Here is a 15,662-nt window from a genome sequence, read left to right as displayed (position 1 = left end):
AAAGGTGATAAAGGAGACAAAGGCGACAAAGGAGATACTGGGGCAACTGGAGCCACAGGGGCTCAAGGACCAATAGGTATAAGTATAACCGGACCCAAAGGTGACAAGGGAGATACTGGAGTCGCGGGAACTGACGGAATAGATGGTGCTCCTGGGGCGACCGGAGCCAAAGGCGAACAGGGCGTCAAAGGAGATACTGGGGCAACTGGAGCTCAAGGACCAATAGGTCTAAGTATAACCGGAGCCAAAGGTGACAAGGGAGATACTGGAGTCGCGGGAACTGACGGAATTGATGGCGCGAAAGGAGATACCGGAGCAACAGGTGCTGACGGTGCTACTGGTGCGACCGGAGCCAAAGGCGAACAGGGCGTCAAAGGAGATACTGGGGCAACTGGAGCTCAAGGACCAATAGGTTTAAGTATAACCGGTGCTCAAGGCCCTACAGGTGCTAATGGAGAAAAAGGAGACACTGGTGCGACCGGAGCCAAAGGTGACAAGGGGGATACTGGAGTCGCGGGAACTGACGGAATAGATGGTGCCAAAGGAGACACTGGAGCGACAGGCGCCGACGGTAAAGATGGTATAGACGGAATTGATGGAAACGACGGTGCCACAGGTGCTACCGGAGCAACTGGTGCCGCAGGAACAGACGGAATTGATGGCGCGAAAGGAGATACCGGAACAACAGGTGCTGACGGAAAAGATGGAATAGATGGAAATGATGGGGCTACAGGCGCAACGGGAGCAACTGGGGCTGACGGAAAAGATGGTATAGATGGAAACGACGGTGCCACAGGTGCAACCGGAGCAACAGGTGCTGACGGAGCCAAAGGTGATACTGGTGCAACCGGAGCTGACGGAGCCACTGGTGCCGCGGGAACTGATGGTGTTGATGGAGCTACTGGTGCGACCGGAGCCAAAGGCGACCAGGGCGTCAAAGGAGAAACAGGTGAACAAGGAATACAAGGAGAAACTGGTGCGCAAGGGATCCAAGGTGATACCGGTGCCACAGGTGCAACTGGAGCACAAGGAGAACAGGGAGAAAAAGGAGATACCGGTGCCGCAGGAATAGACGGAATCAATGGTGTTGATGGAGCTACTGGTGCGACCGGAGCCAAAGGAGATACAGGTGCCGCAGGAGTAGACGGAATTGATGGCGTCAAAGGAGATACTGGAGCAACGGGTGCTGACGGAAAAGATGGAATTGATGGCGCTACGGGTGCAACTGGAGCTCAAGGAGAACAGGGAGAAAAAGGAGATACCGGTGCAGATGGAATAGATGGAATCAATGGTGTTGATGGAGCTACTGGTGCGACCGGAGCCAAAGGAGATACTGGGGCTACTGGAGCTCAAGGAATTCAAGGTGATACCGGAGCAACGGGTGCTGATGGAAAAGATGGAATTGATGGAAATGACGGTGCCACAGGTGCAACCGGAGCCGCTGGTGCCAAGGGTGATACTGGTGCAACTGGAGTTCAAGGTGAGCAAGGAGAAACCGGAGAAACCGGCGCTGACGGAATTGACGGAATTAATGGTGTTGACGGTGCCACAGGTGCAACCGGAGCAACTGGTGCAACGGGTGCCACTGGCGCGGATGGAATAGACGGAATTGATGGTGCGAAAGGTGATACTGGTGCGACCGGAGCCAAAGGAGATACAGGTGCCGCAGGAGTAGACGGAATTGATGGCGTCAAAGGAGATACTGGAGCAACGGGTGCTGACGGAAAAGATGGAATTGATGGCGCTACGGGTGCAACCGGAGCGACAGGTGAAAAAGGTGATACCGGAGCAACGGGTGACACTGGAGCCACTGGTGCTCAGGGAATACAAGGTGAAACTGGTGCAGCTGGCGTTGACGGTGTTGACGGAGCTAAAGGTGATACCGGTACCGCAGGAATAAACGGAATTGATGGTGCCAAGGGTGATACTGGAGCAACCGGTGCTGACGGAAAAGATGGAATTGATGGCGCTACGGGTGCAACCGGAGCGACAGGTGAAAAAGGTGATACCGGAGCAACGGGTGACACTGGAGCCACTGGTGCTCAGGGAATACAAGGTGAAACTGGTGCAGCTGGTGCTGACGGAATAGATGGAACCAACGGCGTTGACGGAGCCAAAGGTGAAACCGGAGCGCAAGGGATTCAGGGAATTCAAGGTGAAACTGGAGCAGCCGGTGCCGATGGAGCCAAAGGAGATACTGGGGCTACTGGAGCTCAAGGAATTCAAGGTGATACCGGAGCAACGGGTGCTGATGGAAAAGACGGAATAGATGGAAACGACGGTGCCACAGGTGCAACCGGAGCCGCTGGTGCCGATGGAGCCAAAGGTGATACTGGTGCAACCGGAGCTGACGGAGCCACTGGTGCCAAAGGTGACACTGGAGCAGCAGGTGCCGATGGCATTGACGGTATTGACGGAATTAATGGTGCAACCGGAGCAACAGGTGCTGACGGAGCCAAAGGAGATACAGGTGCCGCAGGAATAGACGGAATAGATGGTGCCAAGGGTGATACTGGTGCAACTGGAGCCCAAGGTGAGCAAGGTGAAACCGGAGCAACGGGTGCTGACGGTGCCAAGGGTGATACAGGAGCCGCAGGAATTGACGGAAATGACGGTGCAAAGGGTGATACCGGTGCAACGGGTACTGACGGAACAAACGGAATTGATGGTGCTCCTGGGGCGACCGGAGCCAAAGGCGAACAGGGCGTCAAAGGAGATACTGGAGCAACGGGTGCTGACGGAGCCAAAGGTGATACTGGTGCAACCGGAGCAACTGGAGCCGACGGTGCAACTGGAGCAACTGGAGCCGCGGGAACTGACGGAATTGATGGTGCTACTGGTGCGACCGGAGCCAAGGGCGACCAGGGCGTCAAAGGTGATACTGGTGAACAAGGAATCCAAGGTGAAACCGGTGCTGATGGAAAAGACGGAATAGATGGAAACGACGGTGCCACAGGTGCAACCGGAGCCACTGGTGCTGACGGCAAAGATGGAATTGACGGTATTGATGGCGCAAAAGGAGATACTGGCGCCGCAGGTATAGACGGAATAGATGGTGCCAAGGGTGATACTGGAGCAACTGGCGCACAAGGTATTCAGGGCGTCAAAGGTGATACCGGAGCAACGGGTGCCGACGGAAAAGATGGAATTGATGGGGCTACAGGCGCAACGGGAGCAACTGGGGCTGCCGGAATAGACGGAATTGATGGTGCTATTGGGGCAACCGGAGCAACAGGAGCAACTGGTGCTGACGGCAAAGATGGAATTGATGGAAATGACGGAGCTACTGGTGCTAAGGGTGATACTGGAGCAGACGGTAAAGATGGAATAGATGGTGCAAAGGGTGATACCGGAGCAACGGGTGCTGACGGAGCCAAAGGTGATACTGGTGCAACCGGAGCAACTGGAGCAACTGGAGCCGACGGTGCAACTGGAGCAACTGGAGCCGCGGGAACTGACGGAATTGATGGTGCTACTGGTGCGACCGGAGCCAAAGGCGAACAGGGCGTCAAAGGTGAAACCGGTGCAACTGGTGCGCAAGGAATTCAAGGTGAAACCGGAGCCAAAGGAGATACAGGTGCCGCCGGAACAGACGGAATTGATGGTGCCAAAGGTGACACTGGAGCAACCGGAGCTGACGGAGCCAAAGGTGATACCGGTGCAACTGGAGCTCAAGGAGAACAGGGAGAAAAAGGAGATACCGGTGCCGCAGGAATAGACGGAATTGATGGTGCCAAGGGTGATACTGGAGCAACCGGAGCTGACGGTGCCAAGGGTGATACTGGAGCAACGGGTGCTGACGGAGCCAAAGGTGATACTGGTGCAACCGGTGCAACTGGAGCAACTGGGGCAACTGGGGCAACTGGGGCTGACGGAAAAGATGGAATTGACGGTGCCACAGGTGCAACCGGAGCAACAGGTGCCGATGGAATAGACGGAATCAATGGCGTTGACGGTGCCAAAGGTGATACTGGTGCAACTGGAGCAACTGGAGCTCAAGGTGAGCAAGGTGAAACCGGAGCAACGGGGGCTGATGGAGCTAAAGGTGATACTGGTGCCGATGGCAAAGACGGAATAGACGGAATTGATGGAGCCAAGGGTGATACTGGAGCAACGGGAGCAACTGGGGCTGCCGGAATAGACGGAATTGATGGTGCTATTGGGGCAACCGGAGCAACAGGAGCAACTGGTGCGACCGGAGCCAAAGGCGAACAGGGCGTCAAAGGAGATACAGGTGCCGCAGGAATAAACGGAATTGATGGAAACGACGGTGCCACAGGTGCAACCGGAGCAACAGGTGCTGACGGAGCTACTGGTGCAAAGGGAGACACCGGAGCAACAGGTGCCGCAGGAATAAACGGAATTGATGGTGCCAAGGGTGATACTGGAGCAGCTGGTGCCGACGGAATAGATGGTACCAACGGCGTTGACGGAGCTACTGGTGCGACCGGAGCCAAAGGCGACCAGGGCGTCAAAGGTGATACCGGACCACAAGGCCCGATTGGTTTAACTGGAAATAACGGTGCAGATGGTACAACCGGAGCCACTGGTGCAACTGGAGCAACTGGAGCCGCAGGTATAGACGGAATAGATGGTGCCAAGGGTGATACTGGTGCAACTGGAGCCCAAGGTGAGCAAGGTGAAACCGGAGCAAAAGGAGATACAGGTGCCGCAGGAGTAGACGGAATTGATGGAAACGACGGTGCCACAGGTGCAACCGGAGCAACAGGTGCTGACGGAGCTACTGGTGCAAAGGGAGACACCGGAGCAACAGGTGCCGCAGGAATAAACGGAATTGATGGCGTCAAAGGAGATACTGGAGTAACGGGTGCTGACGGAGCCACTGGAGCCGACGGTGCCAAAGGTGACACTGGAGCAGCAGGTGCCGATGGTAAAGACGGAATTGATGGAATTGATGGTGCCAAAGGTGATACCGGTGCAACTGGAGCTCAAGGAGAACAGGGAGAAAAAGGAGATACCGGTGCCGATGGAATGGATGGAACCAATGGTATTGACGGTGCTAAGGGTGAAACCGGTGACCAAGGAATTCAAGGTGAGGTTGGTCCACAAGGTTTAACTGGTGCTGCTGGTGCTGACGGAATAGATGGAACCAACGGCGTTGACGGAGCCAAAGGTGAAACCGGAGCGCAAGGGATTCAGGGAATTCAAGGTGAAACCGGAGCCAAAGGAGATACAGGTGCCGCAGGAATAAACGGAATTGATGGCGTCAAAGGAGATATTGGAGCAACGGGTGCTCAGGGAATACAAGGTGTAACCGGTGCTGCAGGAATAGATGGTATTGATGGCGTTGACGGAGCTACTGGTGCGACCGGAGCCAAAGGCGACCAGGGCGTCAAAGGTGACACAGGTGCCGCAGGAGTAGACGGAATTGATGGAAACGACGGTGCCACAGGTGCAACCGGAGCAACAGGTGCTGACGGAGCCAAAGGTGATACTGGTGCCGACGGTGCCACTGGTGCAACTGGAGCAACTGGAGCCACGGGAACTGACGGAATTGATGGTGCTACTGGTGCGACCGGAGCCAAAGGAGAACAGGGAGAAAAAGGAGATACTGGAGATACTGGTGAACAAGGAATACAGGGAGAACAAGGAATCCAGGGTGAAACTGGAGCGCAAGGAATACAAGGTGAGGTTGGACTACAAGGTATAGCAGGAACTGATGGCGTTGACGGAGCTACTGGTGTCAAAGGCGATACAGGAGCCACAGGTGCTCAAGGTATTCAAGGAGAAAGTGGTGCAACAGGAGAAAAAGGTGACACTGGTGCCCAAGGAATACAAGGTGTAACTGGAGCCGATGGAGCGAAAGGAGATACCGGAGCAACAGGTGCTGCTGGAACTGATGGTGTTGACGGTGCTACTGGTGCTACTGGAGCCACCGGTGCAACTGGAGCCGCGGGAACTGACGGAATTGATGGCGTCAAAGGTGAGACTGGAGCAACGGGTGCCGATGGAATAGACGGAATCAATGGCGTTGACGGTGCCAAAGGTGAGCAAGGAATACAGGGAGAACAAGGAATCCAAGGAGAAACTGGTGCGCAAGGGATCCAAGGTGATACTGGTGCAGCTGGTGCTGACGGAATAGATGGAACCAACGGCGTTGACGGAGCCAAAGGTGATACTGGAGCAACAGGTGCCGATGGTGCTACTGGTGCGGCCGGGGCCAAAGGCGAACAGGGCGTCAAAGGAGATACCGGAGCAGCGGGTGCCGATGGTAAGGACGGAATTGATGGAAACGACGGTGCCACAGGTGCTACCGGAGCAACTGGTGCTGCTGGAACTGATGGTGTTGACGGTGCTACTGGTGCAACTGGAGCCACCGGTGCAACTGGAACAACTGGAGCAACTGGAGCCGCGGGAACTGACGGAATTGATGGTGCTACTGGTGCGACCGGAGCCAAAGGCGACCAAGGCGTCAAAGGTGATACTGGTGAACAAGGAATCCAAGGTGAAACTGGAGCTCAAGGTATTCAAGGTGTAACTGGAGCAACAGGTGCCGATGGTGCTACTGGTGCGACCGGAGCCAAAGGCGAACAGGGCGTCAAAGGAGATACCGGAGCAACGGGTGCCGATGGAATAGATGGAACCAACGGCGTTGACGGAGCCAAAGGTGAAACCGGAGCGCAAGGGATTCAGGGAATTCAAGGTGAAACTGGAGCAACTGGTGAGCAAGGAATTCAAGGTGAAACCGGAGCAAAAGGAGATACCGGTGCCGCAGGAATAAACGGAATTGATGGCGTCAAAGGAGATACAGGTGCCGCAGGAATAAACGGAATTGATGGTGCCAAGGGTGATACTGGAGCAACGGGTGCAACCGGAGCGACAGGTGAAAAAGGTGATACCGGAGCAACGGGTGCCGACGGAAAAGATGGAATTGATGGAAACGACGGTGCCAAAGGTGCAACAGGAGCGACTGGAGCCGACGGTGCCAAAGGTGATACAGGTAACACAGGAGCAGCAGGTACAAATGGAATAGACGGAATTGATGGGAATGACGGTGCCACTGGTGCAACCGGAGCAACTGGAGCAACTGGAGCCGCGGGAACTGACGGAATTGATGGTGCTACTGGTGCGACCGGAGCCAAAGGAGAAAAAGGTGAGCAAGGAATACAGGGAATTCAAGGTGAAACTGGAGCAGCCGGTGCCGATGGCATTGACGGTGTTGACGGAATTAATGGTGTTGACGGTGCTACTGGTGCGACCGGAGCCAAAGGCGACCAGGGCGTCAAAGGTGATACCGGAGCAACTGGCGCGGATGGCAAAGATGGAATAGATGGTGCCAAAGGTGACACTGGAGCAACCGGCGCCGATGGCATTGACGGTGTTGACGGAATTAATGGTGTTGACGGTGCTACTGGTGCGACCGGAGCCAAAGGCGACCAGGGCGTCAAAGGTGATACTGGTGCACAAGGAATCCAAGGTATTCAGGGTATCCAAGGTGAAAAAGGTGATACTGGAGCAGCAGGTACCAATGGAACAGATGGAAATGACGGAGCCACTGGTGCCGACGGTGCCACCGGTGCAACCGGAGCAACTGGAGCCGCAGGAACTGACGGAATTGATGGTGCTACTGGTGCGACCGGAGCCAAAGGCGAACAGGGCGTCAAAGGTGATACTGGTGAACAGGGAATCCAAGGTGAAACTGGAGCGCAAGGAGAAAAAGGTGAGCAAGGAATACAGGGAGAACAAGGAATCCAAGGAGAAACTGGTGCGCAAGGGATCCAAGGTGATACTGGTGCAGCTGGTGCTGACGGAATAGATGGAATTGATGGCGTTGACGGTGCCAAAGGTGATACCGGTGCAACTGGACCCCAAGGTGAACAAGGTGAAACCGGAGCAACGGGGGCTGATGGAGCCAAAGGAGATACAGGTGCCGCAGGAATAAACGGAATTGATGGAAATGACGGTGCCACAGGTGCAACCGGTGCAACTGGAGCCGCGGGAACTGATGGTGTTGACGGTGCTACTGGTGCGACCGGAGCCAAAGGCGAACAGGGCGTCAAAGGTGATACTGGTGCGACAGGTGAAACTGGAGCTCAAGGTATCCAAGGTGTAAAAGGAGATACTGGTGCAACTGGAGCAACCGGTGATACAGGTGAAACCGGAGCACAAGGTATTCAAGGTGTAACCGGAGCTGACGGAGCTAAAGGAGATACAGGAGATAAAGGTAATACTGGAGCCACAGGTTCAACCGGAGCTACTGGTGTCAAAGGCGATACAGGAGCCACAGGTGCTCAAGGTAATCAAGGAGAAACTGGTGCAACAGGAGAAAAAGGTGACACTGGTGCCCAAGGAATACAAGGTGTAACTGGAGCGCAAGGAGAAAAAGGTGAGCAAGGAATACAGGGAGAACAAGGAATCCAAGGAGAAACTGGTGCGCAAGGGATCCAAGGTGATACTGGTGCGGCTGGTGCTGACGGAATAGATGGAACCAACGGCGTTGACGGAGCCAAAGGTGATACTGGAGCAACGGGTGCTGACGGAAAAGATGGAATTGATGGCGTTGACGGAGCCAAAGGTGATACCGGTGCAACTGGAGCTCAAGGTGAACAAGGTGAAACCGGAGCAACAGGTGCCGATGGTGCAACTGGCCCGCAAGGCCCAACAGGATTAACAGGAGCAGCCGGTGCCGATGGTGCGACAGGAGCAGACGGAGCTAAAGGAGAAACCGGAGCACAAGGAATCCAAGGTGAGGTTGGACCACAAGGTATAGCAGGAACAAACGGAACTGATGGTGCTAAAGGTGATACAGGTGCCGCAGGAATAGACGGAATAGATGGTGCCAAAGGTGATACCGGTGCACAAGGCCCGATTGGTTTAACTGGTAATAACGGTGCAGATGGTGCGACCGGAGCTCAGGGTCCAATTGGACTTACTGGCGCTAAAGGTGATACTGGAGCTGACGGTAAAGATGGAATAGATGGCGCCAAGGGTGCCACAGGTGCAACCGGAGCCACTGGTGCCGCAGGAATAGACGGAATTGATGGTGCCAAGGGTGATACTGGAGCTACAGGAGCCGACGGAGCTACTGGTGCGACCGGAGCCAAAGGTGACACTGGAGCAACGGGTGCTCAGGGAATACAAGGTGTAACCGGAGCAACTGGTGCAGACGGAAAAGACGGAATTGATGGTGCCAAGGGTGATACTGGAGCACAGGGTATTCAGGGAATCCAAGGAGAAACTGGTGACCAAGGAATACAAGGTGTAACCGGAGCAACTGGTCCACAGGGACCAATAGGTTTAACCGGTGCAACAGGAAATAACGGTGCAGATGGTGCAAAAGGAGATACGGGAGCTAACGGAAATGATGGAGCTACAGGTGCCAAAGGGGATACCGGTGCACAAGGAATTCAGGGTGTAACTGGTGCTACTGGTGCGCAAGGTATTCAAGGTGAGGTTGGACCACAAGGTTTAACTGGTGCTGCTGGTGCCGATGGCGTTGATGGTGTTGACGGAGCTAAGGGAGAAACTGGAGAACAAGGGATCCAAGGTGAACAGGGAATTCAAGGTGAAAAGGGTGAAAAAGGTGAAGCCGGACAAGATGGTGCTGACGGACAAGATGGAGAAAGTGAATCCGGAGGTGGATTTATCCGATCCATTAGAAGCACCAATACAAGTACCACTTTAACAGCAAATGATTACACCCTAATTGTTAAAGGAGATGACGATACCATTTCATTTCCTACAACTCCTGAAACAGGAAGGATTTATATTGTAAAGGTTATGGAAAAGGCTAATGATAACAAAACCAATATAAATTATATTGATCATGAAGGGAAGCATACTACAAATGAACTTGAAGATAAACATATCTATTGGTTTCAGTATGATGGCACCGATTGGCATCAAATAAGCAAGGACTAGAATAAATCAATATTTATAAGTAGATAAATTTATTGGGCAACCTAAATTAAAATTCGAACAGAAAGCATAATTCGAAACATGAATATTATCAAACACATAATTGTAAACTGTATTTTTTGGGCTGTTGCTTTGGCACATGCCCAAGATGCAGTGCATAATTATGGTAATATTCAAATCCATGAAACTGCCATGGTGGGCTTCCATATGGACGTGATCAACGATGGTACCTTTGATGAAAATTTAGGTTTGGTAGGCTTTTATAACGACAACAACCCCTTGACCATTTCAGGGGCCTTTGCTCCCGTTTTTTATGATACCGAGGTAGCTGTAAATGACGGACTCTATCTGGAAACGAGTGTAGGGATATTGAATAATTTCAACTTCATTCAAGGCAATGTATTTACACCCAGAAATCGCTCCAATGTTTTCCTCAACTTTGCAGATGATTCGTTTTATGTGGGTGAGGGAAACAACACCAAAATTGATGGTTACACGGCAATTGCAAATAAGGAAACCTTTACCTTTCCCGTAGGGGATGATGACCGTATGCGGCCATTGACCATATCTTCGGAAAGCGTTAATGTTCTGGCCAAATGTGCCTATTTTTTTGTATCACCAGATAACCAAACTAGTTTCAATGAAAATTTCAATTTAGACGCAAGGGACTTTAATGTAGCCGCCGTAGGCAACCAGGAATTTTGGCGTTTGGAAGGGGATTCACCTAGCACAGTTACTTTAAGCTGGGATGACCGGAGCAATATTGGTAATCTTGGGGAATATATTAGCGATCTAATAGTAGTGGGCTGGAGCAAAAATCAACACAAATGGATCAACCTAGGGAATTCCTCCCTAGAAGGAGAATTTTCCTTTGGCTCCATAACTTCGGATACCTTCATCCCAAATGAATATGAAATTATTACCATCGGTGGTGCCGTGGACCTAAATGAAACCCTTACCACATTAGATTTAGGAAACTATTATTTGACGCCAAACGGGGATGGCACCAATGATTTTCTCGTAATTGACGGAATTAGTGAATCGCCCAACAACATACTTCAAATCTTCAATAGATATGGTGTGATGGTGTATTACAAAGAAAATTACAGGGATGAATTTGTTGGCTTATCCAACCGAAATATGCTGGTTAAGGGACAAATAGGCTTGGCCTCGGGAGTTTATTATTATATCATAATATTGAATGATCTAAAAATAAAACATCAAGGATACCTTTACCTATCCCAGGCGGTGAAAAATTAAAAATTTCCAAAAAGCTTCTTGGATATGGATTACCTAGGAACCTAACAAGGGTCTAAATTCATAATACCTAAGAAAGCCTTAAACCGTTACCGATCACTGCCCATAGTTATTTTACTCACTAAGTGATATTTGAATGCTCCGGGGCCTGCCCAGAGGGTATTGACCAGTAAATTCATTTCAGACCTATCCAATGCCCCAATTCCTAATACGAGCAGTGCCCAATCTTGTTTAAAATAAGTAACTTTATGGATTCAAATAAATTCAACAGGTTACATTCAAAATTAAATGAATCAACACTATTTACAAAGTGGCAGTATTTTTGAGATACCTTGATTGATTTTATTTCATTAAATGGTTATCACCCTATGCACAGAAGATCTTTTATAAAAAAAAGTGGTTATTCCGGTTTGGCCTTGTCAATATTGCCTGGCCTAACCCTTTCCCAAGAAACTGAATATTCCATAGCCGAATTAATGGGCAAGGAAGAAATTAAGCTATATGGCAAAGACATCAATTTGAGAAAAGAGGCACATGACGCTTTTTTGGAAATGAAAAAGGCGGCCTATAGTGAGGGAATGGATCTCAAAATTGTATCGAGCTACCGAAATTTTTATCGTCAAGAAGCCATTTGGGAAAGAAAGTATCTGCAATACACCGAAGAAAAAGGGATGACCAAATTGGGTGCTATTGAAAAGATTATAGAATATTCTACCATTCCAGGTACCAGTAGGCATCATTGGGGAACCGACATAGATATCATTGATGGCTATCCAAGAACCACCGGCGATGTTTTGGTTCCTGAAAAATTTGGGGAAGGCGGGCCTTTTGAACTTTTGAAAAAATGGATGGATGATAATGCCAACAAATTTGGCTTTTATCTGGTCTATACCGATAACCCCAAAAGAAAAGGATTTAAGTATGAACCTTGGCACTATAGCTATGCCCCTATTTCAATTCCTATGTTAAAAACCTTTAGAAGGAAAAATATTTTTAAATTACTCCTCGAAGAGGATATTATAGGAAAAGAAAACTTTACCTCCGGTTTTCTAAAAGGATATATTCAAAACAATATTTTAGATATCAACCCAGAACTTTTATAATAACATGCTTATAGATTATTGACTCTTAAAAGCGCCGTGTCATGAGAAGAGGAAGTTGGAAAATTAGAATATTCATCGGCTTGGCCATTGTGGCTTTTGCCTTTGTCCAACGTTGCAATAACAAAGAGGAAAATCCATATACGGGAAGGGTTCAGAATATAAACATGAGCACTGAACAGGAAATATCCATTGGCCTGCAGAGCGCTCCTGAGGTAGCACAACAATATGGCGGTCTATATCCTGATGAACGTCTACAATCCTTCGTAGACCAGATTGGAGTAAAATTGGTAAATAACAGCATCGCTAGGGAAACCCCTTATGAATATGATTTTCATTTATTGGCGGACGATCAAACTATAAATGCCTTTGCTTTGCCCGGTGGACCCGTTTTTGTAACGTATGCCCTATTTTCCCAATTAAACGAAGCACAACTTGCTGGAGTATTGGGACATGAGATAGGGCATGTAATTGGTAGGCACTCCGCAGAAAGGATTGCGGATAGTAACTTTTGGCAGACAGTAAGCATGGGAGCTTCCGTTGGTGCCGATGCCGGCGGCATCGTAAATAGCATTGGCCAAAACACTCTATTGACCAACGGCCGGGATGATGAATTGGAAAGCGATGAATTAGGGGTACTTTTAATGATACAATCCGGCTACGACCCATATGAAATGATAAAGGTGATGGAAATTTTAAAAGCCTCGGCCGGTCCCAATAGAGCTCCAGAATTTCAGAGTACACATCCAGACCCCGAAAATAGAATTGAACGGATAAAAGAAGCCATTGAGCGATTTAAAGGGCAACAATAGCCAATTTTATTTTTCAAGATTAGGATTTAAAGCTATTATTAGTATATTGCACCAGAACCAAATCTTATCACCCACACAAATTTAACCCTTATAGCTTTGATTTACAATCATTTAAATGAGACTATATGGGAACTTTATTACATTTTAAGAACATTTACTTAGCGGCATTCGAGAATTGTAAACCAGAAATTGTAGTAATACTCTTAAAGGTTTACTCAGTATTCTGTGTGGCAATGTTATCCATGGCACTTTATGCATTTTTATTTAGAGCCTTTACCGGATTTGAATTCTAGAAAATTGAATTTGCTCTTTTACTTGAACACTATTTAAGCAAATTGAAGTAATAAAAAAACCTACCGGCAACTGTCGATAGGTTTTTTTTATTAAAAATTCATTCGCAACAACTACTTCTTCTGTAGACTAGCGTTGATTACTTCCAAGGCCTCAGTGGCATTGGATAGTTCCGCATGTTTTTTTGCGTTGTAGCCGTTGTCGCATTTCATTTTTAAATCCGCACCATTTGCGATAAGGAGCTCCAATATTTCAACCTTATTGTAACGGGCGGCAAAAATTGCAGGTGTTTTTCCCAAGGATTTTTGATTAACATCCTCTCCTAATTCAATTAGTCTCTTAACGGTTTCCAAATCCCCCTTTACAATAGCCTTGCAGAAGGAGCTTAATTCTCCGGGTTTAACCATTAAGGCTGATACACTTAGGGTGTAAGTGTTGCTACTACTCTCGGCACGAAGGCCTGCAACCATGAACAATAATGCCATGGTGACTGTTAAAATTGTTTTTCTCATGATGAATAAGATTAATTAGTGAATTTTGATTACTATAACAGACCCTTAAACCTTAAATTTGTTTCAATTTTATCCGTTAAATAACAAAACTTTAACAAAAAAAACCCTAGTACGGCATTTCCCTATGAGCAACCCACAGGGGAATTCAATATTTTAAAAAAAGGTGTCATAAATCCTAGCAATCCATATACAATAGTTTTATTTTTGACGTTTACAACAAACAAATTATGAACAAGAAAGTTATTTTAATGATTTTGGATGGATGGGGCAAGTCCCCGGACCCCAAGGTCTCCGCCATAGAAAACGCAAACACCCCTTTTATAGATTCACTTTATACCAAATACGCCAATTCCAATCTTTTGACAGATGGAATGAATGTAGGATTACCTGAAGGACAAATGGGCAATAGTGAAGTAGGCCACATGAATTTAGGAGCTGGACGTATCGTTTACCAAGATTTGGCTAAAATTAACCTTGCCATTGACCAAGACACTTTAAAAGATGAGCAGGTATTGAAAGATGCGCTCTTATTTGCCAAGACCAATGACAAGCCAGTCCATTTTTTGGGATTGCTAAGTGATGGTGGCGTCCATAGTCACACTTCACACTTAAGAGGACTTATAGATGCGAGTGAAAGTTACGGGCTTAAAAAGACTTATATACATGCCTTTACCGATGGTAGGGACGTAGATCCTAAAAGTGGAATAGGTTATGTAAGCGCTTTAAACGAATACTGTGCCGATAAGAATGCCAAACTGGCCAGTGTTATAGGCAGGTATTACGCCATGGACAGGGATAAAAGATGGGAACGGGTAAAACTGGCCTATGACCTATTGGTTAACGGTGAGGGTCAAAAAACATCTAATATTGAAGAATCCATATTGGCCAGTTACGAATCTGGCATAACGGATGAATTTTTAAAACCTCTATTGGTATCGGATGAACAGGGATCTCCTTTGTCCGTTATAAAAGATGGTGATGTAGTAATCTTTTTTAATTTTAGAACAGACCGTGGTAGAGAGCTGACCCAAGTTCTAAGTCAGGAAGACATGCATGAACTTAATATGCACAAACTAGATCTTTATTACGTAACCATGACCAACTACGATGATTCCTATAATGGAGTGAAGGTAGTTTATGACAAGGATAATATTAGCGAAACCTTGGGAGAAACTTTGGCCAAGGCCCATAAAAAACAAATTCGTATCGCCGAGACCGAAAAATATCCACATGTAACATTCTTCTTTAACGGTGGTAGGGAAATTCCGTTTGATGGTGAAAAGCGAATTCTGTGTCCATCTCCCAAAGTGGCTACCTATGATCTAAAGCCAGAAATGAGCGCTTATGAGATAAGGGATGCTATAATCCCGGAATTAAAAAAGGGAGAGGTCGATTTTGTGTGTCTAAATTTTGCCAATCCAGATATGGTTGGCCATACCGGAGATATGCAAGCTGCCATAAAAGCCTGCGAAACCGTGGATAGTTGTGCGGAGTCCGTTATTACGACAGCCCTGGCAAATGGATATACCACTTTGGTCATCGCTGATCATGGAAATTGCGAAACTATGATCAATCCAGATGGAAGCCCAAACACGGCACATACCACGAATCCGGTTCCATTGATTTTGGTGGATAATGAATTGAAAAATATTAAGGATGGTGTTTTGGGCGATATTGCTCCGACCATTCTAAAACTAATGGGTGTTCCACAGCCGGCTCTAATGACGAGAAAGCCATTAGTATAATAATTATGCACGTCACCGGACATTGGCAACTATTCAGTGACGTGCAGTTTTAAAAGTATTGTTTTA

At 48.5% G+C, this 15,662-nt stretch carries 7 protein-coding genes; 6 read left to right on the top strand and 1 reads right to left on the bottom strand.

The window, feature by feature from the left end:
- From MWU78_RS22370 to MWU78_RS22540, 5 genes are all read left to right on the top strand, one after another.
- Nucleotides 1-9,882 (top strand): hypothetical protein (locus MWU78_RS22370; protein ID WP_281503789.1); only part of this gene is annotated, 9,882 nt, incomplete at its 5' end.
- A gap of 78 nt (nt 9,883-9,960) precedes the next feature.
- On the top strand, nt 9,961-11,139 hold the full coding sequence (locus tag MWU78_RS04200) for a gliding motility-associated C-terminal domain-containing protein (RefSeq protein WP_246995282.1): 1,179 nt from the start codon (nt 9,961-9,963) through the stop codon (nt 11,137-11,139).
- 365 nt (nt 11,140-11,504) lie between these two features.
- Complete coding sequence (locus tag MWU78_RS04195) at nt 11,505-12,239, top strand: M15 family metallopeptidase (RefSeq protein ID WP_246995280.1); 735 nt, start codon at nt 11,505-11,507, stop codon at nt 12,237-12,239.
- Between the two features lie 41 nt (nt 12,240-12,280).
- Nucleotides 12,281-13,048, top strand: a complete 768-nt coding sequence (locus MWU78_RS04190; RefSeq protein ID WP_246995278.1) for a M48 family metalloprotease — start codon at nt 12,281-12,283, stop codon at nt 13,046-13,048.
- 125 nt (nt 13,049-13,173) lie between these two features.
- Nucleotides 13,174-13,341, top strand: coding sequence for a DUF6747 family protein (locus tag MWU78_RS22540; protein ID WP_348647051.1), 168 nt, complete (start codon nt 13,174-13,176; stop codon nt 13,339-13,341).
- A 111-nt stretch (nt 13,342-13,452) separates the two neighbouring features.
- Here the strand turns inward: MWU78_RS22540 and MWU78_RS04185 are convergent, their stop codons facing one another.
- The gene (locus MWU78_RS04185) at nt 13,453-13,851 is read right to left on the bottom strand and encodes an ankyrin repeat domain-containing protein (RefSeq protein WP_246995276.1); all 399 of its coding nucleotides are present in this window, start codon (nt 13,849-13,851) and stop codon (nt 13,453-13,455) included.
- 227 nt (nt 13,852-14,078) lie between these two features.
- On the opposite strand from MWU78_RS04185, the gene gpmI reads away from it, so the two are divergent.
- A complete protein-coding gene (gpmI, locus tag MWU78_RS04180; RefSeq protein WP_246995274.1) occupies nt 14,079-15,596 on the top strand; it encodes a 2,3-bisphosphoglycerate-independent phosphoglycerate mutase in 1,518 nt (505 codons plus the stop codon).
- Nucleotides 15,597-15,662 lie beyond the last annotated feature (66 nt).

This window comes from Arenibacter sp. F26102 (assembly GCF_023015865.1).
Lineage (GTDB): Bacteria > Bacteroidota > Bacteroidia > Flavobacteriales > Flavobacteriaceae > Arenibacter.
This window is presented reverse-complemented; position numbering and strand designations above follow the sequence as displayed.